The organism is Nonomuraea sp. NPDC049400 (assembly GCF_044466425.1).
In the GTDB taxonomy this organism is placed as follows: Bacteria; Actinomycetota; Actinomycetes; order Streptosporangiales; family Streptosporangiaceae; genus Nonomuraea.
In genome coordinates this window covers 47,110-73,015 of the sequence record NZ_JBITMP010000048.1, presented here as the reverse complement: position 1 = coordinate 73,015, position 25,906 = coordinate 47,110, and the positions used below count along the sequence as shown (strand labels likewise).

19 protein-coding genes and 2 pseudogenes are annotated in these 25,906 nt (G+C 71.0%); 10 read left to right on the top strand and 11 right to left on the bottom strand.

Going from position 1 to position 25,906, the window contains the following annotated elements:
* Positions 1-133: 133 nt before the first annotated feature.
* The 3 genes and pseudogenes from ACIBVN_RS47080 to ACIBVN_RS47070 all read left to right on the top strand — a co-directional run.
* Entirely contained in the window at positions 134-1,471 is a 1,338-nt protein-coding gene (locus tag ACIBVN_RS47080; protein ID WP_397147042.1) for a histidine kinase, read from the top strand.
* Complete coding sequence (locus tag ACIBVN_RS47075) at positions 1,435-2,163, top strand: LuxR C-terminal-related transcriptional regulator (RefSeq protein ID WP_397147040.1); 729 nt, start codon at positions 1,435-1,437, stop codon at positions 2,161-2,163. Before ACIBVN_RS47080 ends, ACIBVN_RS47075 begins: the two co-directional genes overlap by 37 nt.
* A gap of 23 nt (positions 2,164-2,186) precedes the next feature.
* Positions 2,187-2,324: pseudogene (locus ACIBVN_RS47070) on the top strand (IS5/IS1182 family transposase); the annotation flags it as partial.
* A 48-nt stretch (positions 2,325-2,372) separates the two neighbouring features.
* Here the strand turns inward: ACIBVN_RS47070 and ACIBVN_RS47065 are convergent.
* The 3 genes from ACIBVN_RS47065 to ACIBVN_RS47055 all read right to left on the bottom strand — a co-directional run bounded on the left by ACIBVN_RS47065 (position 2,373) and on the right by ACIBVN_RS47055 (position 7,031).
* Positions 2,373-3,188 (bottom strand): class I SAM-dependent methyltransferase, encoded by an 816-nt coding sequence (locus ACIBVN_RS47065; RefSeq protein WP_397147038.1) that lies wholly within the window; start codon positions 3,186-3,188, stop codon positions 2,373-2,375.
* Positions 3,189-3,328: 140 nt separating this feature from the next.
* Positions 3,329-4,450: a hypothetical protein gene (locus ACIBVN_RS47060; protein WP_397147036.1), complete on the bottom strand. Its 1,122-nt coding sequence runs from the start codon at positions 4,448-4,450 to the stop codon at positions 3,329-3,331.
* 25 nt (positions 4,451-4,475) lie between these two features.
* Complete coding sequence (locus ACIBVN_RS47055) at positions 4,476-7,031, bottom strand: DUF6493 family protein (protein WP_397147034.1); 2,556 nt, start codon at positions 7,029-7,031, stop codon at positions 4,476-4,478.
* Between the two features lie 124 nt (positions 7,032-7,155).
* Between ACIBVN_RS47055 and ACIBVN_RS47050 the strand changes: the two genes are divergently transcribed.
* Positions 7,156-7,560: a YybH family protein gene (locus ACIBVN_RS47050; RefSeq protein WP_397147032.1), complete on the top strand. Its 405-nt coding sequence runs from the start codon at positions 7,156-7,158 to the stop codon at positions 7,558-7,560.
* A gap of 40 nt (positions 7,561-7,600) precedes the next feature.
* Positions 7,601-7,873 carry a hypothetical protein gene (locus tag ACIBVN_RS47045; protein ID WP_397147030.1) on the top strand — a complete coding sequence of 91 codons (273 nt, stop codon included), beginning with the start codon at positions 7,601-7,603 and terminating at the stop codon, positions 7,871-7,873.
* A gap of 56 nt (positions 7,874-7,929) precedes the next feature.
* Here ACIBVN_RS47045 and ACIBVN_RS47040 read toward each other — a convergent pair whose 3' ends face one another.
* From ACIBVN_RS47040 to ACIBVN_RS47025, 4 genes are all read right to left on the bottom strand, one after another.
* A complete protein-coding gene (locus ACIBVN_RS47040) occupies positions 7,930-11,604 on the bottom strand; it encodes a hypothetical protein (protein WP_397147028.1) in 3,675 nt (1,224 codons plus the stop codon).
* On the bottom strand, positions 11,601-12,464 hold the full coding sequence (locus ACIBVN_RS47035; RefSeq protein WP_397147026.1) for a DUF4132 domain-containing protein: 864 nt from the start codon (positions 12,462-12,464) through the stop codon (positions 11,601-11,603). Before ACIBVN_RS47035 ends, ACIBVN_RS47040 begins: the two co-directional genes overlap by 4 nt.
* A 105-nt stretch (positions 12,465-12,569) precedes the next feature.
* Positions 12,570-13,055 carry a hypothetical protein gene (locus tag ACIBVN_RS47030; RefSeq protein ID WP_397147024.1) on the bottom strand — a complete coding sequence of 162 codons (486 nt, stop codon included), beginning with the start codon at positions 13,053-13,055 and terminating at the stop codon, positions 12,570-12,572.
* 216 nt (positions 13,056-13,271) lie between these two features.
* Positions 13,272-14,102: a helix-turn-helix domain-containing protein gene (locus tag ACIBVN_RS47025; RefSeq protein WP_397147022.1), complete on the bottom strand. Its 831-nt coding sequence runs from the start codon at positions 14,100-14,102 to the stop codon at positions 13,272-13,274.
* 152 nt (positions 14,103-14,254) lie between these two features.
* Between ACIBVN_RS47025 and ACIBVN_RS47020 the strand changes: the two genes are divergently transcribed.
* Complete coding sequence (locus ACIBVN_RS47020) at positions 14,255-15,181, top strand: alpha/beta hydrolase (RefSeq protein ID WP_397147020.1); 927 nt, start codon at positions 14,255-14,257, stop codon at positions 15,179-15,181.
* 212 nt (positions 15,182-15,393) lie between these two features.
* Here the strand turns inward: ACIBVN_RS47020 and ACIBVN_RS47015 are convergent, their stop codons facing one another.
* Both ACIBVN_RS47015 and ACIBVN_RS47010 read right to left on the bottom strand, forming a co-directional pair.
* Positions 15,394-16,185: a helix-turn-helix domain-containing protein gene (locus ACIBVN_RS47015; RefSeq protein WP_397147018.1), complete on the bottom strand. Its 792-nt coding sequence runs from the start codon at positions 16,183-16,185 to the stop codon at positions 15,394-15,396.
* The gene (locus ACIBVN_RS47010) at positions 16,182-16,685 is read right to left on the bottom strand and encodes a hypothetical protein (protein WP_397147016.1); all 504 of its coding nucleotides are present in this window, start codon (positions 16,683-16,685) and stop codon (positions 16,182-16,184) included. The genes ACIBVN_RS47015 and ACIBVN_RS47010 overlap by 4 nt, the downstream gene beginning before the upstream one ends.
* A 443-nt stretch (positions 16,686-17,128) precedes the next feature.
* On the opposite strand from ACIBVN_RS47010, the gene ACIBVN_RS47005 reads away from it, so the two are divergent.
* Positions 17,129-18,538, top strand: coding sequence for an APC family permease (locus ACIBVN_RS47005; protein WP_397147014.1), 1,410 nt, complete (start codon positions 17,129-17,131; stop codon positions 18,536-18,538).
* A gap of 347 nt (positions 18,539-18,885) precedes the next feature.
* Here ACIBVN_RS47005 and rph read toward each other — a convergent pair whose 3' ends face one another.
* Positions 18,886-21,516: a rifamycin-inactivating phosphotransferase gene (gene rph, locus ACIBVN_RS47000; RefSeq protein ID WP_397147012.1), complete on the bottom strand. Its 2,631-nt coding sequence runs from the start codon at positions 21,514-21,516 to the stop codon at positions 18,886-18,888.
* A 55-nt stretch (positions 21,517-21,571) separates the two neighbouring features.
* Positions 21,572-22,315 (bottom strand): TioE family transcriptional regulator, encoded by a 744-nt coding sequence (locus ACIBVN_RS46995; RefSeq protein WP_397147011.1) that lies wholly within the window; start codon positions 22,313-22,315, stop codon positions 21,572-21,574.
* Positions 22,316-22,357: 42 nt separating this feature from the next.
* On the opposite strand from ACIBVN_RS46995, the gene ACIBVN_RS46990 reads away from it, so the two are divergent.
* The 3 genes and pseudogenes from ACIBVN_RS46990 to ACIBVN_RS46980 all read left to right on the top strand — a co-directional run.
* Entirely contained in the window at positions 22,358-23,581 is a 1,224-nt protein-coding gene (locus ACIBVN_RS46990) for an erythromycin esterase family protein (protein ID WP_397147009.1), read from the top strand.
* A gap of 170 nt (positions 23,582-23,751) precedes the next feature.
* Positions 23,752-24,768 carry an aminotransferase class V-fold PLP-dependent enzyme gene (locus ACIBVN_RS46985; protein ID WP_397147007.1) on the top strand — a complete coding sequence of 339 codons (1,017 nt, stop codon included), beginning with the start codon at positions 23,752-23,754 and terminating at the stop codon, positions 24,766-24,768.
* Positions 24,769-25,024: 256 nt separating this feature from the next.
* Positions 25,025-25,906, top strand: a pseudogene (locus ACIBVN_RS46980) (rhamnogalacturonan lyase); the annotation flags it as partial.

The following is a 25,906-nucleotide window of genomic DNA, read 5'->3' as shown; positions in this document are numbered from 1 at the left end:
GGCGTGTCCAGCCTCGTGGCCCGGGTGCCCGGCCTCCATGGGCGTCCGCCCACCGGTCGGGGTGGAAAATCGCCACCTCGGTGGTAGGGCTGGCCCCACCGCCTTCTCCTCACCGGCAGGGCAAACTGCACTTGTGATCCCGATACGACCCAAGCGCGGCGGACGGGCGCGAAAGGCCATCCGCGGCCTGGCGCAGCACGCGCAGAAGGGATTGACCGGCCTGGCGGCGCACACGTTCAACGCCGTGACCGGCCTGGCCGCCCTCGCCCTGAACACCGTGACGGGCCTGGCCGCGCTCGCCCTGAACTCCGTGACCGGCCTGGCCGCGCTCGCGCTGCTCACCCTGCTGCCGGCAAGCGCCGCCCTCGTGCCGATGGCCGGTCTCCGGGCCGCACCGCTCACCCGCACGCTCGCGCTCGCCCACCGCCTGGCCGGGTTCCAGCGCCGCTGGGCGAGCCGGGTTCTCCACCGGGACAGCGCGATGGACAGCGTCCCTGCGCACCCGCCGGAAACCAGCCGCAGGCAGGGGGACGACCCGGCACCGGCGCTGCCCGACCCGCGCACAAGGCGCGTACTGGTCTGGCTTGCCGTGCACGCCGTCACAGGCCCGGCCCCCTTGGCGGCGGTGTGGGCGATGCTGGCCTGTCTCGATTACGTCTTCTTCGAGCTGGACCCGGCGGAGCAGAGCAGGCTGAACACCATCTCCCTCAGCGTGTCCGTCGTGGCCATCACGGTGGTCGCCCTCATGTCCGTCTCCCTGTTCCGCACCGGCCAGGCGCGACTGGCCCGGCTGCTGCTGGACCCGCGCCCCACCCCGGACGCCCGGATCCGGGAACTGACCGCCTCACGGGCCGCCGTCGTCGACGCGCGCGCCGCCGAACTGCGCCGCATCGAACGCGACCTGCACGACGGCGCCCAGGCCAAGCTGATCGCCATCCGCATGCACCTGGGGCTGGCCCGCGGCTGCCGAGACCCCGACGAGATCCAGCAGATGATCGACGATGCGCGCGAGGTCGCCGGTCAGGCCCTGACGGATCTGCGTGACCTGGTACGCGGCATCCACCCGCCTGTGCTGTCCGACCGCGGCCTGGCCGGCGCCATCGAGGCGTCCGCGCTGCTCTGCCCGATGCCGGTCGAGGTCGACATCGACCTGCCCGGCCGCCTGCAGCCACCCGTCGAGTCCGCCGTGTACTTCGCCGCCGCCGAGGCGCTGACCAACGTGACCAAGCACAGCGGCGCCTCACGCGCCTGGGTGTTCCTGCGGCACACGGCCGGCGTGCTACGCCTCACCGTCGGCGACGACGGACGCGGCGGAGTTCGCCACGCCGAGGGCACCGGCGTGCGTGGCATCGAAAACCGCCTGTCCGCCTTCGACGGCTCGCTCACCGTGAGCAGCCCGCCCGGCGGCCCCACCGAACTGACCATGGAGCTCCCGTGCGCGTTGTCATCGCCGAAGATCTCGCACTCCTGAGGGACGGACTGGTACGCCTGCTGTCGGCGCACGACTTCACCGTTGTGGAGGCGGTCGACAACGGCCCCATGCTGCTGGAGGCGCTGGTCCGGCACCGCCCGGACGTGGCCGTGATCGACGTGCGGCTACCGCCCGGCTTCACCGACGAAGGACTGCGCGCCGCGCTGGAGGCGCGCAGCCGCCTTCCCGGGCTGCCGGTGCTGATCCTGTCGCAGTACGTGGAGCAGCTGTACGCCAGGGAACTGCTGTCCGACCGCTCCGGCGGAGTGGGATACCTGCTGAAGGACCGGGTGGGCGACGTCGACAGGTTCGTCGACGCGGTACGCCAGGTCGCCGGGGGCGGCACCGCCATGGACCCGGAAGTGGTCTCCCAGTTGCTGACCCGCCGCAGCCGGGACGAACCGCTGGCCGCACTCACGCCTCGCGAGCGCGAGGTCCTCGAGCTCATGGCAGAGGGAATGTCCAACCTGGCCATCGCCGCCCGTTTTCAGATCACCGACAAGGCGATCGGCAAGCACACCAACAACATCTTCGCCAAGCTCGGCCTCCCTCCGTCCGACGACCACAACCGGCGCGTCATGGCGGTCCTGGCCTACTTGCAGACCACACCCGCACCATCCCGTACGCGACCCGATCCGGACCGGCAAGGGACGACCCGCGATCCTCACAGCGAAGGCACCCGGACGTCATGAGCCGTCCTTACAGCCCACACTCCGCCGACACACGGCTCCACACACCCGGCGAGCGCGCCAACGCCCAGCTGAAGACCTGGCGCATCCTCCGCAGCTGCCCACTTCTAGCAGGTCAGCTCGTCAAAGCGGCTCTCGTCCGTCAACTCCGCGAAGCGGGATGACACCACTCGCTGCGTCGAGCCGCAGCTCGCGGATGTCCCTGGACGCCCTCACCTGCCGAGGGCGTCGGGCCTGTGCTGCCAGACGAATTCCAGCCACGGCGGGGCCACCCCCGTGAAATGCGCCCAACTGCCCGGTTCCGCACCGGGGTAGTCGCCTCGGACTTCAGACAGGAACGTCAGCATGAAGCCTTCCCGGATCAGGCTGTTGATTATCCGGCTCAGTGTCTGCCTGTACTCCTTGGGTTCGTGGATGCGGCGGCCGGCCGGCTTCCGGTCGTAGACCCAGTCCTGGTCGGGATAACAGGCCGCGACCTCGTCCGTATAGGGCTGCTTCAGCGTGTAGCCCTCCCCATTCCAGGACTCGTGGGTGAGCCCGGAGAAGAACGGGTTGGCGCACATCAGGTAATAGCGGCCGCCGCTTTGGACGACTCTCGCAACCTCGCGGAAAACGATCCGGGAGTCCGGGACGAACGTCAGCGAGTACGGATGCCAGACCAGGTCGAACGAGGAGTCGTCGAGCGCCGACAGGTCCCGCATGTCCCCTTGGATCGTACGGATGCCGACGCCATAGTGCTCAGCGGCCGAGCGGTCCCGTTCCAGCTGCCCGGACGAGATGTCGAGAACCGTCACGTCGGCTCCGAGCAGAGCGAAGGCCGCGGACTGCTGCCCGCCTCCTCCCGCCAGGCAGAGCACCTTTCGGCCCGCCAGGTCGCCGGGGATGCCCAGCCTCTCCAGGCCCAGATAAGCCTGGGCCTTCTCCGGGTCCAGGTCGAGCATGGGACGGGTGAACAACGCGTCCGCCTCGACCAGGGCTTCCCAACGTGCCACGTTGTAGTGGTAGACCTCGTCCTGCACAGTGATCACCCTAGCTGTCGTCCAGCGTCCGGGGCGAGCCATATATGGTCGGGCCCGGCGTGGAGCCACCGCCCCGTGATGCGGGTCGCGACCCGGACGTCCCGCCCACAGCCAACGCCGCCGGCCAGCCATCAGAAACCTGAAACCCATCACCGACGGCGCGCCGCGTACGCCGGCAACACCGACAGATCCACATCCGCATCCGGCCACCGCCGCCGAAGCAGCGCACCGACCCGCCACGCCCACCCGGCCAACCCCGGCAGCACCCCGAACGACTCCGCCACCCGCGCCGCCGCCTCCACTGTCGCCACCAGCTGCACCCGGCTGTCATCACCCGCCGCCCGCCCATCCAGCGCGGCCAACCGCTGCAACCGCACCAGCACGAACGAAAAGCACGCCGCCGCCAGCCCGAAACCGAACCGCCGATCGTCCTGCGCCTCAGCCACGCCCCGGGCCAGAGCCCCCCGATAGACCTCCCCCAATCCAGCATCCACCGACAACCACCCGGGACCCGGAACGTACAGGCACACGGCGTCGTGCAGCGCATGCGTGAATCCCGCGAACTCGAAATCGATCAACCGCGCATCAGGCACCCCCGACGCCCGCACCAGCACGTTGTTCGCCTCCGGATCACCGTTGCTCAACGCCAGAAACGGCCCCGGGTCCGCCAGTTCCGCCAGCACCGCCGCCAACTCCCGCTCAGCCCCATCCCCCAGAGCCACGCCCCAATCGGCCGCCTGCCGCAAACCCTCCTCCCGAAACCCGGCAAACCTCCCCGCACAATCCGCAACCCGATCAACAGCGCCCAACGCCGACCTGCGCTCGTAATACGCCTCCGCCCGACCCGCGGTCGCGGCATTCAGCTCACCACGCACCTGGGCGAACGCCACCAGCCGATCCCCATGAGCCGCCGCGCCACCCGTCCGCAACAGCTCATCCAAGGCCACCCGCGGGCCCAGATCCTCCAGCACCACCACACACGCCGCCAGATCCGCGGCCACCACCCGCGGAGCCAGCCGCAAACCGAGATCATCCGCCAGGAACCGCAACGCGGCCACCTCGGTCCGCAACCGCCACGACTCCGAACGAGCCGCACCTGCCGCATGCGGGCGCACCCACTTCACGATCACCGGACCGCGCAGCCCGCTCAGCTCCGCCCGAGCCACCGTCCAGGGCTCCATCCGCCGCCAATCGACCACGGCAGCGGGCGCCAAGAGACCCTCGACGTTGTCGATGAGGTGGTTTTTGTCCGTTTGAGGATTGATCATCAACCGAGTGCCTTTACAATGTAGATCTCTAAGGGGTGGTCACGAGGTGCCGTAACCGCCGCGCCTCCTGGACGAGCCTGCTCGACCCCTTGCGGGCCGCCACCGCCGCCACTTCCGGCAGCTCGGCACGCACCCCCGCGATCCTGGCCGCCCTCGCCCCCGCCGCCAGCAGGTCCGCCACCCCGGCACGCGGCCGTTCGCCCTCCTTCGGCAGCAACCCCGGCAGCAGTCGTACGACCATCGCCCACACCGTCTCGTGCGCCCCCGCCTGCGTGGCGTCGTCGAGCGCCGACACCACCCGGTTGAGCTTGAGAACGCCCCGGGTGACCAGCTCAGTGAGCGCCTCCCCCAGCGCCGCCACCGGAACCTGCCCGCGCGCCGCCAGCGTCAGCAACGCGTCAGCGGCAGCCGCCCGGCGGGTGGCGTTCGCGTAGCCCATGCCGCAGGCCAGCGCATGCACCATGCCCTCACCGATCGGGCCGTCCGCATGCGCCAGGCTCACCAGCGTCCGGGTGGGCATGTGGTCGGACTCCATGCCGGCCCACAGACTCCAGACCATGTGCGCGGCCACGACCTCCCGGTGCGAGGGCATGGCGAGCGGCCACCACTCGAGCGTGTGCGCGTAGCCGGGCTCGAGCCTGTACAGCTCGCGGATCGCCTGGGGCGGGTCGGCCGGCCCGTCGAGCACGGGCTTCAAGGCCGGCGCCGACTCCCCGTGCGGCAGGCGGCGCTCCGCCACGAGGACCTTCACTTCCGGATCGGCCGGGCCGCCGCCGCGCATCCAGGCGGCGCACGTGCGGCCCGCCTCCGAGGTGAGCCCCTCCGCCCGCCGCGCGCACACCTCCGGGATGTCGCGGGGCAGCCGCAGCAGGGCCTGCGCCAGATCGACGGGCAGCGCCCGCACGCCGGCGGCCTCCAGCGTCTCAAGGCGATCGAGCAGCACATCGGGGTCGACGTGGCCGGTGCCCGCGGTGGGCGTGGCCAGCACGACCGGGTAGCCGTCGCCGTCCTCGAACGACCGCGCCAGCTCGCGGGCACGGCGCAGATAGAGCCGGTCGAACGCACGCAGCGGCAGCGCCTGCCTGACGGCGGCCTTCGACAGGGACCTGCTGTCCTCGGGAGAGGCGAACGCGAGCAGTGCCCGGCGCACGGCTTGAACCGGACCGTCGTAGAGCCGGTCACCGTAGACCCCGAAGAAGACCGGATCGACCGGCTCCCGCCAGGGACGCAACGCCTCGCGGAGCGCGCCGGGCGCCCGGCGCGACCACTCGGCCAGCCCGGCCAGGAGCCGCTCGAACGTGTACGGGTCCAGCTCAGGGGCGGCGGCCTCGCGCACGAGCTGCTCCGGCGAGGCGATGGGCGCCGGCATCGCCGGGCCGTCCCCGACCACGGGAAGCGGGACGACGGTGACCTCCTCCGCCTCGATGCCGCCCCCGTAGGCAGCCGAGACCTTCTCCCGCAACTCGGCGGGCAGCCCGGCCGCCGCCTGGCGCACGGCCTCGCGACCCGGCTCACCGGCCTGCCGGGCCAGCTTGACGGCCAGCCGCACGGCGCGCTCCTGCAGCGCCAGCGTGTCCTGCGCGAAGATCAGGCACAGCGCGGCCAGCACGACGTCGACCCGCCCGGTCTCGCGCAGCACGGCGTCACCGGCCCACGAGACGGCCGCACGCAGCAGCTTCTTCTCCGGCCTGAACGCCAGCGCCTGCAGCGCCTCGGCGAACAGCTCCTCCTCCAGCCGCCCCGCCTCTTCCAGCCGCCGCAGCTGCGCCAGCGCCACATCGGCCACCGGGACCGGCCCGGCGGGCAGCAGCCTGGTGTAGTCGCCGGCCCGCTCGGCCGCCTCGTCGATGTCGAGGTCGAGCCGGTCGTGCAGGATCGCGAGCGCGGCGGGCGCGGACGGCCCGTCACGCAGCAGCCGCCCCACGACACCGTCGATGACCGCCTTGCGCTCCAGCAACCCGTCCTCGACGAGCCGGACGATCGTGCCCACCTGGCCGGGGATGGCCTCCCCCAGGCCGTCGATCTCGAAGATCCGCGGCGCGAACGCGGCGAACAGCGGGTCCGTGGCCGCCGGATCCGAGTCGAGCGCCCGTAACCAGCCGACCATGAACGCGTCACCGTCCGGCGGCTCGATGCCGGTCTCCCGCATGAGCGCCGCGGCCACCTCCCAATGACGCAGCTCGGGCAGGCGCACCCGCCTGGCGATGCGGCGCGCCACGTCCGCCTTCCACTCGGCGGGCCGCTCGCGCAGCAGCTCGACGATGAGCTCGTCGTCGCCCTGCATCCAGCGGAACTCGCGCCTGAACAGCCACGACGTGACGGCCGCCGGCCCACCGATGCACGCGGCCCCCGCCAGCAGCATCGACCTGAGCGTCTCCTGCCATTTCGACCAGTCGCCCTCGGGCCGCAACGCGGCCAGGTGTCCCGGCAGCTGCTCCGCGACCGCCTTGCGACCCTCCGGGTCCAGCTCGCCGACCAGGCGGACCACCTTGCCGGTCTCACCCCGCGCGGCCAGCTTGACCAGGCGCTCCCACGGGCTCCCGCGGCCGGCGCGCCAGCGGGCCGGGAAGAAGAACGGGCGCACGACTACACCTCCGCTGCGTCAGCCAACGCGGCGACCCTAGCGGGCGCCCACGACAATCTCGGGCTCCGCGAGACGGCGGCACTCAGGACTGCGGCAGGCCCGAATGTGATATGATCATTTTGTCATGAATAGTCATGACAAATCCCTGCCGCACGTGCTTCTCGCCGGAGACCCCGACAACCCCGCCGCCCGCTTCGTCGCGGCCATGAACGCCGGCGATCCCCAGGCGATCGACCACGTCTACGAGGACGAAGCCGTCCTCGTACCGGTGCCCGGCCACCCCGTCACCGGCCCCGCGCGCCTCGCCGCCAACCGCCACCTGCAGAGCTTCGGGCTGCCGATCGAGGCGCGTCCGAGGCACGTGTACGTGGCCGGCGACATCGCCCTGCTCATCGTCGACTGGTCGATGCGCGGCACGGCACGCGACGGCACCGAGATCGACATGAGCGGCACCGCCACTGACGTCGTCCGCCGCGGCCCCGACGGCCAGTGGCGCTACGTGATCGACAACCCCCACGGCACCGCCTGAGCGGGGTCGACGCCGGACGGCCGGCCGCGCCCCGCGAGTGGTGGATCACGGACTCGGCGACCTCCGGCGACGTCCAGCGGCTCAGCTCCTCACGGTGCTCGGCGACGTCCCGCACGACAAAGCCGGCCGGCCGATCGACTCCCCGATCAGCTTCGCCTGCCGTCTGCGCGTCGGGGAACGGGTCCCGCGTCACCCCTACGCACATAGCGATGCCGACCACGACAACGTGTTCGTGGCGAACGTCACGGGCCGCAGGAACGTCGAGGCCGTGGGTTCCGGCTGGCGGCGCGCACCGCGAGAACGGGGCTACTGACGCCGTGCCCCGGCAGCCGATGGTGCCTTACCGTCTCCTGGAGCCTGTCCGGTGGTTCAGGGTCGGGCCTTCACCGCCATCCACGCCGCCGCCAGCCGCTCCGCCATCGTGGTCGGGTCCCACAACCCGGCCGGGTTGTCGGGCATGGCGGCGTCGTAGAGCTCCAGCCGGGCGACCTCCGGCATGCGACGGAGCCTGTCACGGGCGGTCTTGGCGTCCGTCACCTTCAGGCCCAGGACCTTACGCGTCTCCGGCGGCAGGAAGTTGTGCCCGCTGTCCGTGATGTGCGGCAGACCCGCCATGAGCAGGGCCGCCGCGGCGTGGTCGAGGTCGGTGGCTTCGGCGAGCCGGGCAGCCGCGGCAGGGTCGAAGGGGGCTGGTCCGCTTCGCTCAAGCTCGTCCACCAGCCGGTGCAGCCGCTCGGGTGTGGCCCAGCCCTCGGGCACCGCTTGGCTGTCGAGGAAACCCGCGGGGCGGGGCATGGTTCCCCGTTGCAGGAACGCCGCGATGTTCCAGGTGACGTGGGAATGGGATCTGCCCCAGTCGCCATGAAGCATGGTGATGTCCAGCGGCATCAGCGCGCCGTTCTCGTCGGACAGCGCGGCCCGCTGCTCGCTGTCCAGCAGACCTCGCTGCAGGCCCGGTTCGGCCAGCGGCGACAGGGCCCAGAACCTCAGCAGCCGAGCCAGCGCCCGGCGATGCGCGGCGCTCGTGACGGCGCTGACCGCACGGACCGCGAGGCCCCCGATCCGTCCGGGAAGCTCGGTCCAGTCGAATGCGCTCGCATTGTCCTGCCAGCGTTCCATCGAGGTCTCCGCGTCGATCGTGCCGTCGAAGAACGCCGAGGTGAGCTCGATCTGCGTCGCCGTGCCGCGGTAGCCGCTGCTGTATTGGCTGACCAGCCCCTCCAGTGCCCCGCCCAGGTCCTCCTCCGACACCTTGATCCGTGCCCAGCGGGGCCGCTTCAGCCGAGCCAGCATGCGATCCCGGTGGGAGATCATCTCGGTGGCCGCCTGGACGCACCCGACGACGCCCCGTACGAGCAGCGGATGGCCGATCTCGGGCAGCAGCTTTCCGACGGCGGTCCGCAGCGCCTCCTCGGAGGTGGCCGCGGCCTTCAGCAGCCGCCGCACGGTGTCCTCGGTGATCTGCCGCAGGGCCTGCGATCCGGCGGGGTCGCGCGGCGTGAGGAAGTGCCAGAAGGCGGGCGGCGGTATGAGCCGCGTCCCAGCGGCCACCGCGTCGGGCTCGTTGTCCGTCCAGCCGTCGTTCTTCAGCTCGGCCTGCCAGTAGAGCTCACCCGTTTCGGCGTCGCGGGCGAGCACCGGGCGGTAACGGCCGACACCACCGCTGAGCACCAGCCGTTTCTCGGCGCCCGGTACGTCGAGCAGACCCCAGACGGCGGTGATCCCCGCCCCGTCGAGCACGCCGTGGACGCCGTCGATGCGGTGGTAGCGGACCTGTCCGGTCACCGTGTCCTTGGCGACCCGCAGCCCTACGAGCGTGCCGTCGCTGCCCAGCGGTGACCCCTTGACGCCGTACGGCAGCGGCGCGAGGGACGAGGACTCGAAGTCCCAGCGCTCGCCCTCGCCGAGCAGGGACGGGTCGAAGAAGTCCGGCAGGTCGTCCTCGTCGAGCTCGCCCGTGGCCAGGTCGACGAGATGGACCTGAGATTCCAGACCGTCGCCGGTGTGCCACCAGAAGTCCCGGCCGTCGTGGAACATGTGGCCGTTCGGGCCGACCCGCTTCTCCTGGGGGCCGAGGACCCGGTGGCCCATGAACCGCCGGCCGCTCGGCGCCATGAACGTGTATCCGGGCCGGGCCGTTTCGTAGTAGAGCGACTCCCACATCCCTGGCCGCACCACGAAGATCTCGTGCGGTGCGTCCGACCAGTAGTGCCGCTGCCTGCCGTTGACATAGTGCAGGACGAGGAACTGTCCCCCGGAGAAGTAGACCTCCGGCGTGTAGTGGAATCGGGCGGCTTCGCCCGGCACCTGCAGCCGGTGCTCCGCGATGCGGCCGCCGGGCCCTATCGCGATGGCCTTCTCGCGGTCGTGGACGGTCAGGACGGGCCAGCTCGCCCGGCACCAGAAGTTCTTGCCCTTGAGCTCGGCGGCGGCCTCGTCCAGGGCCGCCCAGCCCAGCTCGTCCAGGATGCCGGCGCGCAGCGTACGGGTCAGCGGCGTCACCAGGTCGAGCTCCGCGATCCGGGCAGGCAGGTCGCGCGTCTCTTTCAGCAGGTCCGCGCGGATGTTCTCCTCCAGCCAGCGGAACGCGAGGGTCGCGTCCGCCAGGCCGCCCGACCGTGCGCGCCGGACCTCGGCGTCGACGATCGCGCGCAGGACGGGCCGCAGGGCCTTCTCCCCCCACAGCTTGCGGAACTCGTCGCCTCCATGGGGCACGGACCGGACCAGCACCGGCCCGAACCGTTCGTCGTCGATCAGCGCCTGCAGATCGACATGAGCAGACCCCCGCCAGTTCCGCAACGACGCCCCCGGGCCGGGGTCCGCCACCGGGATTCCCGCCTCCAGGCAGCGGACCAGCGCGACGGCGTCGATGCTGCAGTGCTCCTCGGGCGCGCCGGGGCCGAGGCGTACCGGCGTCCCCGCGGCACGGGCGCGGTCCGCCAGCAGGGGCAGCAGCCGCAGCAGCTCCTCGGGGACCGAGGGGGACGAGGCCCTGCCGTACCGGCCGAGCATCGCGGACAGCCACTCCCCCGCGTCACCGGCGAGCTCGTCGAGCGCCCCGGTCTCCTCGAGCAGGCCGCACCACCAGATGTCCATCGCCGACGGTGGCACCTCGGTCAGCCGCCACAGCAGCCGCTCCTTCAGCGCTGCGGAAGCGGCGACCGCGGGCACCAGCAGCTTGCGCTGCGCCGTCCAGAAACCGTCCGCCGACCGCCACAGAGCCGGCGTGTCCACCAGGCTCTCCAGCAGCAGCCGGTGCTCGGTGACGACGTCCAGCCCGGCGGCCTCGGCGAGCTTGCCGATCTGCTTGAGCATCTCGGGCCATGGCGCGAGCCCGCCCGTCGTCCGCCGCACGGCCAGCTCCCGCAGCTCGCGGTACGCCTGCGCGGGGTCGGGCCCCTGGGACAGCTCGCCGACGTACGCCTTGATGTCCTTGGCCGACAGGGCTCCGGCCAGCGCGAACTCCAGGAACACCGCGCGCCGCCGGGCCGGGTCGACGCCCTTGGTGGCGTGCCGGTCGGCGGCCCGCGCCCTGCCGAACATCATCGCGCCCTGTTTGTCCCGCCCGGCGGCGACGAACATCCGGCCGACCTCCTCCCAGAACACCGGCAGGTGGTCATCGGGAAGGGTCGCCGCGATCCGCTGGAACTCCTCCAACGCAGGGCCTGGCCGGGGGCCGACCAGCCGCCCGGCCCGCGCCATCTCGACGCCCGCGGCCAGTGCCACATTGGCGTGTGCCAGGTCATGGACCATCGCCCAGGCCGGATAGCGGAGTGCCGGGCGGTGCCCGGCCGCCACGGGCTCCCCCACGTCAGGCGCGGAGTAACCGGCGTCGGCCAGGAGCCGGTCCTCGACTGGCGCGACCGTCCGCCCTGTCAGCCGGACCACGGGCCGCGCACCCAGTAACGGATGGCTGTAGCGCCGGGCGGTGATCTCCTCCCCGCCCGGCGTCCCTGCCGGGGCCAGCCCCGCCGTCAGCACCGACGACATATCGCTAGCCGCCGCGGCGTGCGCGCTGAGGCTTGTGTTCTCGTCGTGCGTCATCGGTCTTCGGACCCCCGTGGTTCGGTTCCGCCGTAAATGAGTTCCGCCATCCGCCAGCCTTCGGTCCAGGCCACCGGCCCCACCTCGCCGAGCGGGACCGGCCGTTCCGCCGCATCGACCCACAGGAGCCGCCCGGCCTCTCCGGACGATCCGGGCTCGTCGCCGCCCAGCCAGCAGCGCGCCTCCACCGTGACGAAGCGCTCGGTCATCCTCAGGACGGCGAACCCGCCCCGCACGTCAAAGCCGTTCTCAACGGCACGCAACCGGGCGGACCCGAACTTCTCGGCGTACTCGTCCCTGTCCACGTCGATGCCGGTGGCCGCGGGATCGCTCCCCTCCCGCTGACGACGAACCCGGCGGCTCAACTGCTCGACCCCCTGGGTGGCCCCATGCTCTTCCAGAAGCCGCCGCCACGGCCCGAGATCGTCCAGCAGTACGGGGTGCACCAGCGTCACAGGCGACCCGCTCGGCGGCCCGTACAGCGTGCCGTCCGCCTCCCGGATGCACACCCGCCCGTCCTCTGACACCTCCTCCAACAGCCCGAGCCGCCCATCGACATGCACCACCAGATGCTGCAAGCCGGTCCGCCAGCTGGGATCCGGCCACACCCGAGCGAGGAGCGGGGCAGGGACCGGCAACCCGCCCAGCAGCCACGACTCCACGGTGGCCAGGCACTCCTTCTCGTGCCGGGCCAGCTGCTCCTGCAGCGCCGCGAACCGCTCACCGACCGGACTTCTCCGTACGGCACTGGGGATGGATTTCAGGACCTGGCCATCGGTCTTCCGGCATCTCAGCCTCGTCCCGTCCAGCGCCAGCTCATGGCCGCGAATCGCAGGCACCCACGCGAGTGGAGTCGTCATGCCGTCAACTATGGCAGCACCCACTGACAGAGCTGGATCGTCGAAGTGAGAGGCGTACGACCCTCTGAGCGCCTCTGAGCGCGCGACCGTGCCGCCGAGCGTGCGCTATTCCTCGGTCTGGAGAGTCGCTCCTGCGACGTCCGTGAGCAGTGCGGCCGCCCAGACGAACACCTTGGGGTCGCCGAGACCTGACTCAGTGAGCCATTGAGCGGCCCGCCGCGCGTCCTGCTCGTCCTGGATCAGCCCCCAGCGTCCCGGCTGGACGCCGGTGGCCCGGTGGACATCGGCGACGAGGCCTCCAAGGCAGGTCCAGGTGTGCCAACAGCCGCTGTCGAAGCCGACCAGCTCGAACCCCAACCGCCGGCCGCCGGGGGAGGGAAACCTCTCGTGCCGGGCCAGCCGTTCCGGGAGGCTCCCGGCTGAGGTGTCCCAGCCGCCATCGGCGATATCGGCCAGCAGCCCGGGAACATCGGCAGCGGCGAATCCGACCCCGAGCACGTGCAGGCCCGGCTTGCCGGCCCTGTCGCGCGCGATCTCAGCCTCCTGAGGGCCGGCGAACCAGTCATCCCAGCCGCTGGGATCCACTGGCACCAGATCCACCACGCAGCCACTCAGCCACTCAGCGACGCCAGACCAGAACCAGGAAGGCCCACGTCCTGCCAGTCCTGTCGATCAGCGCGTGTGGCGACCCGATAGCCGGCAAGGACGTAGCCGGATTCCATCGCGCCACCCCTCCCAAGATCAGTATTTTGCGGGTTTGTCCGAGCAGTCGGTTATTTCGTGACCCGGGCCGTTGATGCTGACCCGTCATGACATCAGGATGCGCAGCGCGTCGTGCGATGGCGAACCGGGCTCGGCGGTGAGGACCATGAGGCGCTGTCCCGAGCCGTCGGGACTGCTCCACGTGTCGCAATCGAGGGTGAGATCGCCGACCAGCCGATGCCGGTAGCGCTTGGTGCCGTAGGCGGCGTTGTTGACGCGATGCTCCGCCCACCAGGTACGGAAGTCGGCGTCCTGCACGGACAGCTCGCCGACGAGCCGGGCGAGTCCGGGGTCGCCGGGATTGGCCGCGGACTCCATGCGCAGGGCGGCGACGGCGTCGCGGGCGTCGTGCTCCCACTCCAGGTGCATGCCCCGGATGATCGGGTCGGTGAACAACAGACGCAGGTAGTTGTGCCGGTCCGCGGGGAGCTGCGAGAAGTCGGTGTACAAGGCGGCGGCGCCGGCGTTCCACTCCAGGATGTCCAGCCGTTTGCCCAGAACGATGGCGGGGGTTGCGGTCAGCTGGTCGAGCAGGCGCCGCATGGCGGGGCGCACGCGTTGCGCGGGCCGGCGCCTGCGAGGCCGGGCGTCGGTCCTGCCGGCCAGTTGATACAGGTACCGCTGCTGGTCGTCGTCGAGGCGCAGTGCGCGGGCCAGCGTGGCGAGCACCGAAGCGGACGCTCGGACACGGCCCTGCTCCAGCCGCGTGTAGTAGTCGACGCTGATCGCGGCGAGCTGGGCGACCTCCTCACGGCGGAGCCCCGCGACCTTGCGCCGAGCGTCCTGCTCGGGCAGACCGAGCTCCTGCGGGGCCAGCTGTGCCCGGCGGGCCTTGAGGAAGGCGCCGAGTTCACCGGGGCCGGATGTGGTGGTCATGTCCTCCATTGTCGGACCTGGCCTGCTGAAGGTGAGGGGGCAGGTCTTTTCCCAGGCAAGAACTCGCCGCTTTTGCCTGCCCAGGGTTGCGACCACTGTGGACACGTGCCCGGCACCGTGCCGGGCCCGCTGACCACTTGACGGAGAGTCCCATGGCGAAGATCGACATCACCTTCCACAGCGCCGGCATCCCGCTCGCCGGCCATCTCCACCTTCCCGGCACCCCGGCCAAGGGGCCGCGTCCGGCGATCGTCGTCGGACACCCCGGCACCGGTGTGAAGGAGCAGGCCGCCGGCCTCTACGCCCGCCACCTGGCAGAAAGGGGGTTCGTCGCGCTCGCCTACGATGCGGCCTACCAGGGCGAGAGCGGCGGCGAACCGCGTGGCCTGGAGGACCCCGCGCAGCGCGTCGAGGACCTCAAGGCCGCCGTCTCCTTCCTGACCAGCCGGGGCGACGTCGACCCGGACCGCATCGGCGTGCTCGGCATCTGCGCCTCCGGCGGCTACGCCCTCCCGGCCACCGCGGGCGACCGCCGCGTCAAGGCCGTGGCCACCGTCAGCGCCGTCGACGTGGCCCGCCAGTTCCGCCTGGGGGCCGACGGCGCCCAGGACCCGGCCGTGTACCTCGGCATGCTGGACGCCGCGGCCCACGCCCGCACCATTGAGGCCCGGGGCGAGGAACCGCCGGTGCTGGCCCTCTTCCCCGACACCGTCGAGCAGGCCCATGCGCTCGGCGGGGAACACGGCGCCGAGGGCTTCGAGTACTACCGCACCGAACGTGGCCGGCACCCCCGCTCGGCGGGCTTCCTTACCTGGAACAGCATCGACAAGATGGCGGCCTTCGACGCCTTCGCGCCGATCCCGCTGATAGGGAGCCGACCGCTGCTCATGATCGTCGGCACCCGCGCCGTCACGTCCTGGATGAGCATCGAAGCCTTCCAGCGCGCCACCGGCCCCAAGGAGATCCACTGGATCGACGGCGCCAGCCACGTTGACCTCTATGACAAGAAGCAGTACGTGGATCTCGCCGTCGAAAGGATCGCCGGGTTCTTCGGCGAGAGCCTGAGGCGGGCGGCCTAGAGGCATGGCCTGGGTTCTCGTGCGGCGGCTGTCCAGGCTGTGTCCCCCGCCGCGTCGCAGGTCTCGGTGGCCCGTGGCCATCACGCGCCCGCGGAGTCCGCGGTCTGCCGGCGCAGCACACCCACCGACGACCTGCTCAGCGGGCTCGTCAACAGCGACAGCCCGCTGACCGACGAGGAGCTCGGCAGAGCTGGTAGACGTGCCTGGCCTTCTCAATCCTCAAGTCCTCCGGCTTGTGTCCGAAAGAAGCGGCTGGTGTCGTCATCGGCGGGAAAGTACGCCTCGACGGCGATCTCTTCCAGCGTGACGTCGAAGGCGGCGCCGAAGGTCGTGACGGTGTTGATGAAACACAGCTCCGCTCCGCGTTGGCGGATGCGGATGGGCAGCGCGATGTCGGCGGGATCGGGCGGCGCCGAATCGCCTTCCGGACCGTACGCCAGCAGTTCCTCATACAGCGCGCTCAGCTCCGCATCTCCCGTCCGTGCCACCTGGCGGGCGAGCCGGGGCAGCAGGTAGGCGCGGACCTGCCCGAGGTTGCGCAGCCGCGGCGCGAACCCGCCCGGATGCAGGCCCAGCCGCATCATGTTGACCGGTGGACGCAGCAGCGATGCGTCGACGCCCTCCAGGAAGACGTCGATCGCCGTGTTGGCCAGCAACAGGTTCCAGCGACGGTCCACGGCGAGCGCCGGATACGGCTCGTGCCCTCGCAGGATCTGCTCCAGGACCTCCCGGGCCGAGGCCAGGTGTGGATCGTCCAGCGGCCGTTCCCGCACGACGGGCGCGTGCCCGGCCGCGACCAGCAGGCGGTTGCGTTCCCGCAACGGGACGCCCAGGTGCTCGGCCAGACGCAGCACCATGGCGCTGCTGGGGATGGTCCGTCCCGTCTCCACGAAGCTGACGTGCCGGGCGGACACCTCCGCTTGGATCGCCAGATCGAGCTGGCTGAGCCCTCTGCGGTGCCGCCACTCACGCAGCAGCTCGCCGACCGGCCGGTCATGCATCATGCGGCGATTATGGCTCTGCCTCGTCGATCACCGCGATTACATGCCATGTAATCGACAGGGCCGAAGGCGGTGGCTGGGACGGTGGCCCGCATGAGTGAAAGCAGCAAGGCCGCACGCAACAGGCAACTCGCCGTCCACGGCTTCACCCAGTTCGCGGCGGGTACCACCAGATGCGGCAAGCCGGTCCGCCAGCTGGGATCCGGCCACACCCGAGCGAGGAGCAGGGCAGGGGCCGGCAACCCGCGGCCCCCGGCGATCAGCTTCTCGTAGCGCCGAGCACGCTCGGTGGCGGCGTCGCGGCCCGACTCCAGCTCGCGCAGGTTCTCCTCGGCGATCTTGACCTGTGCCTCCTTGCTGGCGCGGGTCCTGGCGAGGATGGCCGACTCCTGCCGGTTCTGCAGCAGGGTGAGCTGAAGACGGAGGCGAAACGGTAGTGCGGCGCCCCGACCGCCGCCGCCTGGGCAGGCGATTTCAAGAGCGAGGACCTCGCGGCCATCCACTCCACGCTGACGGCCATGAAAGATGGCACGAAAGACCTCACGCCACCCACACCCAGGGAATTCTCGACCGCGTCGAAGAACTTAGCGCTGAGGCCGGTCTTTCGACTGCGGCAGGGCGCCGGCCGGAGACGACCGGCGCCTCGGGGCAGCACGCCCAGGATAAGGATCTTCGCAAGAAGCTGGAGCCATACGACAGTGGCTTGACGACCCTTGCATCAAGAAGACGCTCGAGGTGAAAGAGGCCTTGAAGCGCTTGGGTGAAGCACCACGGCCCCCGGGGTGCGGCAAAGGCAAGGGGCGCTGTCGACGTGGCGAACGGCGTGGTGCCCAGGTTTCACGTGGCAGCCGTCTTCCCGTCCGCGCAGCGGCAGCTTCGGTCCCCGGCGTGGGACGTACCGACTTTCATCTGTTTCCCTTCAGCTCACAGCGAGAATGACTACCGCATGTCACAGACCAGACCCCCCAGTTCAGCCGAGGAGACCAGCGGCGGCGGCGGCGAGCCGAGTCTGAAGCAGGTGATGGGCCCGGGCTTGTTGCTGCTGTTCATCATCGGCGACATTCTCGGCACCGGGATCTACGCGCTGACCGGCGACGTCGCCGGTGAGGTGGGCGGCGCCGCCTGGCTGCCGTTCGCCATCGCCTTCACGGTCGCGTTGATCACGGCGTGCTCGTACCTGGAGTTGGTGACCAAATACCCGCAGGCCGCCGGAGCCGCGCTGTACGTGCATAAGGCCTTCGGCAAACACCTCCTGACCTTCCTGGTGTGCTTCGCGGTGATGTGTTCCGGCATCACCTCGGCCTCGGCAGCGTCTCGGGCCTTCGCCGCCAACCTCGCCGTCGGCTTCGGCCTGGACGTCGGCAACGGCGTCATCCTGCTGATCGCGCTGGCGTTCATGCTCCTGGTCCTGGCCGTCAACCTCCGCGGCGTCGGCGAGAGCGTCAAGATCAACGTCCTGCTCACCGCGGTCGAGCTGTCAGGTCTGCTGATCGTCATCCTGATCAGCCTGTACTTCATCCTCGGCGGGAACGCCGACTTCTCCCGCGTCGTCGCCTTCGAGACCGCCTCCGACAAGAGCGTGTTCCTGGCGGTCAGCACGGCGACGTCGCTGGCCTTCTTCGCCATGGTCGGGTTCGAGGACTCGGTCAACATGGCTGAGGAGACCAAGAATCCGGCCCGGATCTTCCCACGCATGATGTTCACCGGGCTTGGGATCACCGGGTTGATCTACGTGCTTGTGTCCGTCTGCGCCGTCGCCGTGGTCCCCGTCGGGCAACTCTCCGCCAGCGAGACCCCGCTCGCGACGGTGGTGCAGACTGCGGCCCCCGGCTTCCCGATCTCCGATCTGCTGCCGTTCATTTCGATGTTCGCCGTGGCGAACTCCGCGTTGATCAACATGCTGATGGCCAGCCGGCTGCTGTACGGCATGGGCAAGCAGGGCGTGCTGCCGCCTTTCCTGGCCAAGGTGCACCCGGGGCGGCGCACGCCGCAGGGGGCGATTGTGTTCACCACCGTGATCGCCCTCGGGCTGATCACGTTCGTCTCGCTGAGCCCCGACAGCCCCGTCGTTTCGTTGCTGGGCGGAACGACGTCGCTGCTCCTGCTGGCGGTCTTCACGCTGGTCAACGTGTCCGTTCTCGTCCTGCGCAGGGAAAAGGCGGCGACCGGGCACTTCAGCGCGGGGCGCGTCCTGCCCGTGGTAGGCGCGATCACATGCCTGTATCTCGTCCTGCCATGGTCCTCCGGGCGTCCCGCAGGCCAGTACGAGATCGCGGGCGTGCTGCTCGCGCTCGGCCTGATCCTCTGGATGGCCACCTGGTACGCCCGCAAGAAGGAGAACGCGAGGGCCGGCTGACCAAGCCGTCCAGCGAGCGCCTTCACCCGGCCGCTGTCAGGCGTCGCCCAGGAGCGCCGCGTGGCGGTCGCCGGAGCGGCGGTGGCGGGATGGAGACGGCCCTGCGCGGTGGCGGCACGACCCCGCCGTGACTCGGCTTCGGCCATGGCGAGAACGGGCGGCACATCGCGTACGACATGTGCCAGCCACCATGCCACCCCGTGCGCCGCGGCACCGGCGGCATCGGCGAACTAGCCGCCCGACAGCGCCTTGACCAGGTCGCCGATGACGATGCCCGCCGCCAAGATGCCTGCGGACACACGAACGGGCGGCCCCGGAAAGCCCGGGACCGCCCGCGTTTTACCAGGTCAGAGCAGTTCTACGTACCCCTCCATGCCGTTGACGCGGATGAGCTGCCCGTCCTCGATGCGGCGGGTGGCGTTCTCGACGCCGACGACCGCGGGCAGCCCGTACTCCCTGGCGACCACCGCGCCGTGGGTCATCACTCCCCCGACCTCCATCACCACACCCTTGACGGAGACGAACAGCGGCGACCAGCTCGGGTCGGTGAAGACCGTGACGAGGATGTCGCCCTCCTCGACCGCCGCCTCGTCCATGTTCAGCAGGACCCGGGCCCGGCCTTCGACGACGCCCGACGACACCGCGATGCCCGGCAGCGCGCCCTCGGGCAGGGCGCCGGTGTCGTACTCGCCGGAGATCACCTCGCCCTCGGAGGTGATGACGCGCGGCGGCGTGAGCTTCTGATACTCCTCGAACGCCGCGCGCCGCTCCTCGATGAGGCAGTAGTCGAGCCGCCCGGTCCGCACGACCTCCCTGAACTCCTCCAGCGACAGGAAGAACACGTCCTCGGGCTCCTTGATCACTCCTCGCCCGGCGAGCTCGGCGGCCTCGGCGAGGAGCGCCCGCTTGTACAGCTCGTACCGCTGGAGCAGGGCATGCTTGGAGTACTCGCGGTAGCCGATGAAGTGGCGGATCAGGCTCATCTGCCGCGCCGCCTTCTTCGCCTTCCGCTCGCCGCCGGGCAGCTCCCTGAGGCGCTCCAGCAGGCCGGCGATCGTGCGCTCGGCCTCGGCGCGGCCCCGCTCGATCTTGCGGGCGCGCTCGCCGGGCGCGTAGTTCCTGACGTTGCCGAGCAGGAGCGGGACGAGCTGGGTGGGGTCCTCGCTCCACCGCGTCCTGGTGATGTCGATGTCGCCCGAGCAGTGCATCCCGTACGCGCGCAGATAGCGCTCGATCGCGCGGCGGGCCTCGGGACCGCCCTCGAGGCCGTCGAGCCCGGTGAGCAGCGTGTCGCGATCAGCCCGTTCGAGGTGCTCGACCACCGCCGGGTACGGGCGGATCGCGTCGGCCACGTCGAGCAGGTCGAGCCCCATGGCGGCCACCACGTTGTGGTCGGCGGACTGGGCGATGGGGTCGGCGGCGCTCTGCACGCCGAGCCAGGCCTTCATGTGCTTGTTGACCCAGTTCACGGCCTGGATGCCGACGAAGGCCGCCGCCACGCTGCGCGGGTCGAACGTGAGCCGGGCCAGCACGTCGTGGTCGTCCAGGAGGTACGCGAACAGCTCGTCGCCCGACTTGCCGGCGATGCCCCGCCGCAGCTCCTCGACCGTCCGCTCGTTCTCGGCGATCAGCTCGGGCACGGCCTCGGTGTCGTCCTTGCCGGACAGCTTGAGGTACTGGCGGGCCATCGGCAGCAGCCCGCCCTCGCCGAAGTCCAGCATCGAGGTCTTGCCGTGGGCCAGGTCGCGCACGAAGTCCTTCCTGGCCAGCACCTGGCGCAACGCGTTGGCCATGAGCACGTCCACCTGGCCGAGGCTCTTGAGCGTGACCGCGCGGGCCCACGGCGACGACAGCTCGGGCGAGACGTCCTTGTAGAACCGGCCGCCGGACACCGTGCCCGCAGAACGGCCCAGCCGGTCGTGCAGGAGCGCGAAGACCGACAGGCCGAGGGGCTTGAAGGCGTCGGTCATCATCTGGCGGTGGCCGTACGACATGAAGACGTGGTTCTTGCCGTCCGGGACGGCGGGCACCGGGTAGAGCGTGGTGACGGGACGGCTCTGGAGGATCTGGAACTCGCCGTCGACCAGGCCCCACTCGATGTCCTGGGGGCGGCCGAAGTGGCTCTCTATGCGGCGGCCAAGCCGCTCGAGGCGGACGATCTGCTCGTCGGCCAGTGTCTGGACGTGGCGGCGCGCGGGCTCGATCTCCCTCTCCTCCGTGCCGCCGTCCGGTGACGGGCGCAGCTCGATGGTCTGGGTCACGACGTTCCGCGTGATGATCTCGCCCGCGCGCACCCGGTAGTTGTCGGCGTTCGCCACGCCCGACACGAACGCCTCACCCAGGCCGAACCCGGCGTCGATCGAGACCACGTTCCGGTTGCACGTCACGGGATCGGCGGTGAACATGATGCCCGCCGCCTCGGGGAAGACCATCCGCTGCACGACCACGGACACGCGGACCGCCCGGTGACCGAAGCCGCTCTTGATGCGGTAGGCCACGGCCCTGTCGGTGAACAGCGACGCCCAGCAGCGCCGCACGCTCGCCAGCACCGCCTGCGCTCCGCTGACGTTCAGGTACGTGTCCTGTTGCCCCGCGAACGAACTCGACGGCAGGTCCTCGGCGGTGGCGCTGGAGCGCACGGCGCAGGGCCCGTCGCCCAGCTCGCCGAGGCGCCGCAGGATGTCGCCCTCGATCTCGGCCGGCACGGGCAGGGTCTCGACGGCCGCCCTGAGCCGGGCGGCCGCCTCCGCGATCCCGTCACGGTCGTCCGCCCGCAGCCCGGAGAGCCCGTCGATCAGCTCGGCGACCGCCTCGTCCGACTCCACCACCGCGCGGTAGGCCTCGGTGGTGACGCAGAAGCCCGGCGGCACCCGCACGCCCTCGACGGCGGACAGCTCGCCGAGGTTGGCCCCCTTGCCGCCGACCAGGGGGAGCAGCGTCTTGTCGATGTCGTGGAAGCCGAGCACATATGCACCCATGGCGTCATCCCGTCTGCCTGTCGAGGCGGATTACTATACAGAGCTGTACTGTATCTTAATCCTCCGATTCGCCGCTGCCCGGGGCGGGGTCGCGCAGGTAGGCGTCGAGCTCGGCGGCGCCGGCCAGCATGGCGCGGCCGCGCGCGGACAGCCGGGCATGCCAGTCGCGCAGGGTGGCCTCCAAGGGCGCCAGCCCTCCGGCGGCGCGAACCTGGGCGAGCAGCGGCGCGATCTGCTCCAGCAGGTAACCGCCGCGCCTGAGCTGGTGGACCAGCCGGGCGTCCCGCACGTCGGCGGCGGTGTAGACGCGGTAGCCGGTTTGAGGGTCGCGGCGCGGATCGACCAGCCCGGCGCGCTCCCATTTACGCAAGGTCGCGGGCCTGATCCCGAGCCTTCTTGCCAGGGGGCCGATGAAGGTGACGCCGCCGGGCTCGGGGCGTTCCAGTGGTCCGGGCCCGTCCTCGGACGTCAGGTCGCGCAGCGCCCGCTCGACGGCCAGCAGCGTGCGGCGGTCCTCGAGCAGCTGGGCGTGGCTCTCGTCGATCAGCCGCAGGGCCTGCTCGACCGCGCCCCTGTTCACCTCCTGCATGATCGAGGTGGCCGTCTGGTGCCCATGGCCGGGCATCAGGGCGAGGAACGCGCGCAGGGCCCGCGCGTGGGCAGGGGTGTACGCGCGGTAGCCGCTGGGCGTGCGCGCGGCGGGCGGGAGGATGCCCGCTTGTTCATAGTTCCGGATCGCCTGTGTGGACAGACCGTGCTCGCGCGCCAGGTCCACGGGTCGGAGTCGCTCGCGTGGCATTGGCAAAGTTTACACGGAAGGTTCAACGATATGGTTGAAGGTATGGCATCCGCGATCCTTGACTGCGCCTGGCCCTTCGAGGGCGCCTCGATCACGAAGCTCCTCCGGTCCCGCCCGGAGCCGCCCCGCCTCCTCGGGCTCGGCGAGCCCACGCACGGCGAGGAGTCGCTGCCGCGGCAGCGCAACGAGATCTTCCGGCATCTCGTCGAGCACGAGGGGTACCGGTCGATCGCGATCGAGAGCGACTGCCTCGCGGGCCTGATCGTCGACGAATACGTCACGGAGGGCGTGGGGACGCTCGACGACGTCATGCGGCGCGGCTTCAGCCACGGGCTCGGCGAGTCGGCCGCGAATCGGGAACTCGTGGCGTGGATGCGGTCCTGCAACCGCGACCGGCCGGCGGCCGAGCGGATCCGCTTCTTCGGCTTCGACGGCCCGCTCGAGATCGCCGGACCCGGCAGTCCCCGGCAGGCGCTCGCCGAATTGCACGGCTACCTCGCCGCCCATCTCGACATCCTGCCCTTCGCCGACCTCGACCGGTTGCTCGGCGCCGACGCCCGGTGGACCGACCCCGCGGCGACCATGGACCCCACCCGGTCCATCGGCAGGTCCGCCGACGCCGTCTCGCTCCGCCTCATCGCCGACGACCTCGTGGCCCTGCTCATGGCCGAGTCGCCGCGCCTGATGTCCGCCACCTCACGCGAGGCGTGGTGGCGGGCCTCCTTGCACGGGCGCACGGCCACGGGCCTGCTCCGCTACCACGCGGGGATGGCCGACACGTCTCCGGCCCGCGTCGCGCGTCTCATGGGGCTGCGGGACACGATGATGGCCGAGAACCTCCTGGCCATCGCGCCGCCGTACGGCCCGGTGCTGGTCCACGCCCACAACCGCCACCTCCAGCGCGACAAGAGCGTCTGGCAGACGGCCGGCTGGCCGGGCGGCGACCTGCTGCTGGAGTGGTGGAGCGCCGGCGCGGTCGTCGCCGCGCGCGTGGGCGCCGAGTACGCCTTCATCGCCTCGGCCCTGGGCGCGGCGCCCCACCTCGGCCTCGCTGCTCCCCCGCCGGACACCCTGGAGGGCGTCCTGTACGCCGCCCTCCCGGAGAACCACTACCTCGTCGACTCCAGACGCCTGAGCACGGCCATCAAAGACGCCGGGCTGACTGTCCGCCCCTCCGCCAACCACGGCCACTTCCCCCTGGAACCCGGCCAGGTGGACACGACGGACGGGATCGTCTTCATCAAGGACCTCGCCCCGGCCGAGTGACCCCGCCTTCCCCAGCGTGCTCACCCGGGACGGGTCCCGATACCGCCTGAAGGCGCCCCGTCCACGTCGCGGAAAGGCCGCAACCGGAGGACGGCCGGGGGTGCGCACCGGTTGACGATCAAGGGCAGCCAGGCCCGGGCGCCTGCTCGCCCGTGACCTACGCTGATCACATGGACATCGCCTCGGCGGGCAGGCTCTGGGACGCCGACCCCGGCTGGCTCAACACCGCCTCCTACGGCCTGCCCCCTCGCCACGCCTTCGAAGAGCTCCAAGCCGCCCTGACCGATTGGCGGCACGGCAGCAGCGACTGGAAACTCTGGGACGCCTTCGTGGGCCGCTCCCGGGAGGCCTTCGCCCGCCTCATCGGCGCCCCGGCCGGTGACATCGCCGTCAGCTCCACCGTCTCCCAGATCATGTCCATCGTGGCCACGGCGCTCCCGCCGGGCGCGCGCGTCGTGGTGCCGGAGATCGAGTTCACCAGCAACCTGTTCCCGTGGGCGGTGGCCGCCGAGGTCGAGACCGTCCCCGCCGACCGCCTGGCCGACGCGATCGACGGCGCCACCGCCGCCGTCGCCTTCAGCCTCGTCCAGTCCGCCACGGGGTACGTCGCGCCGCTTCAGGACATCATCGAGGCCGCCCGAGCCCATGACACGCTCGTCATCGTCGACGGCTCCCAGGCCTGCGGCTGGCTGCCCATCGACATCGCGGGCGTCGACGCGCTGGCCTGCGCCGCGTACAAGTGGCTGATGGCGCCGCGCGGGGCCGCGTTCGGCTACCTGTCGCCCGGCCTGCGCGAGCGCATGCGCCCGCTGGCCGCCAACTGGTACGGCGGGGCCGACGAGGGCGGGTCCTACTACGGCCCGCCGCTGCGGCTGGCGCCGGACGCGCGGGCGTTCGACCTGTCGCCGGCCTGGTTCTCGTACGTCGGCGCCGCCCCGGCCATCGAGCTGCTCAACGAGCTCGGCACCGAACGGATCCGCGACCACAACGTCGCCCTCGCCAACCGGTTCAGGACCGGGCTCGGCCTGGAGCCGTCCGGCACCGCCATCGTCTCCGTGGACGCCCCGGGCGAGCGACTGGCGGCGGCCGGGATCCGCGCGGCCGTACGTGCGGGAAAGGTGCGCGCCAGCTTCCACGTCTACAACACCGCCGACGACGTCGACCGCGCACTGGACGCCCTGACCTGACTCCGGGGGCTTGCGGGTGTAAGGGCGGCGGCTTTAATACCGCGCGGCGCGGGGCAGGGCGCCCCCGCCGCCGACGAGGAGAGTCCCGTGACCATTCCCGCAGGTCTGGCCCTCACCAGGGGAGCCCTCCTTCTCGGCATTTCCGTGTTAGCGCTAACCCACGGCCGGATCCCGTGATGAAACTTTCTTTTTCCGGGGCCATGGGAAAGCGCTTACCACGAAGGGAGTCAGCACCGTGCGTTTACGACTGGCCGGCATGGCAGCGATCCTCGCCCTGGCGATCGGCGGCGCCCCCGCCCACGCCGCACCGCCCACGAAGCAGATGGAGGACCTCGACCGCGGCCTGATCAGCGTCCGGTCGGGATCGGGCAACCTGGTGTCCTGGCGGCTGCTCGGCACCGACCCCGACGGCGTGGCCTTCAACGTGTACCGGGGCTCCACCAGGGTCGCCTCGAACCTCACCGGCTCCACCAACTACCTCGACAACGGCGCGGCCGCCGACGCCTCGTACACGATCAGGGCGGTGACCGGCGGGACCGAGCAGGCCGCCTCCCCCGCCTCGCTCCGCTTCACCGGCGGCTCCTACCTCGACGTGCCGATCCAGCCGCCGTCGGGCGGCACCACACCCGACGGCGGCGCGTACACCTACAGCGCCAACGACGCGAGTGTCGGCGACGTGGACGGTGACGGCCGGTACGAGATCGTGCTCAAGTGGGACCCGTCCAACGCCAAGGACAACTCCCAGTCCGGCTACACCGGCAACGTGTTCGTGGACGCGTACCGGCTGGACGGCACCCGGCTGTGGCGCATCGACCTGGGCCGCAACATCCGCGCGGGCGCCCACTACACCCAGTTCCAGGTCTACGACTACGACGGCGACGGCCGGGCCGAGGTCGCGATGAAGACCGCCGACGGCACCAGGGACGGCCGGGGCACGGTCATCGGCAACGCGTCGGCCGACCACCGCAACTCCAGCGGGTACGTTCTGTCCGGTCCCGAGTTCCTGACCATGTTCAACGGTCAGACCGGCGCCGCGATGTCCACGGTGAACTACGACCCGCCCCGCGGCACCGTCTCGTCCTGGGGCGACTCCTACGGCAACCGGGTGGACCGGTTCCTGGCCGGGACGGCGTACCTG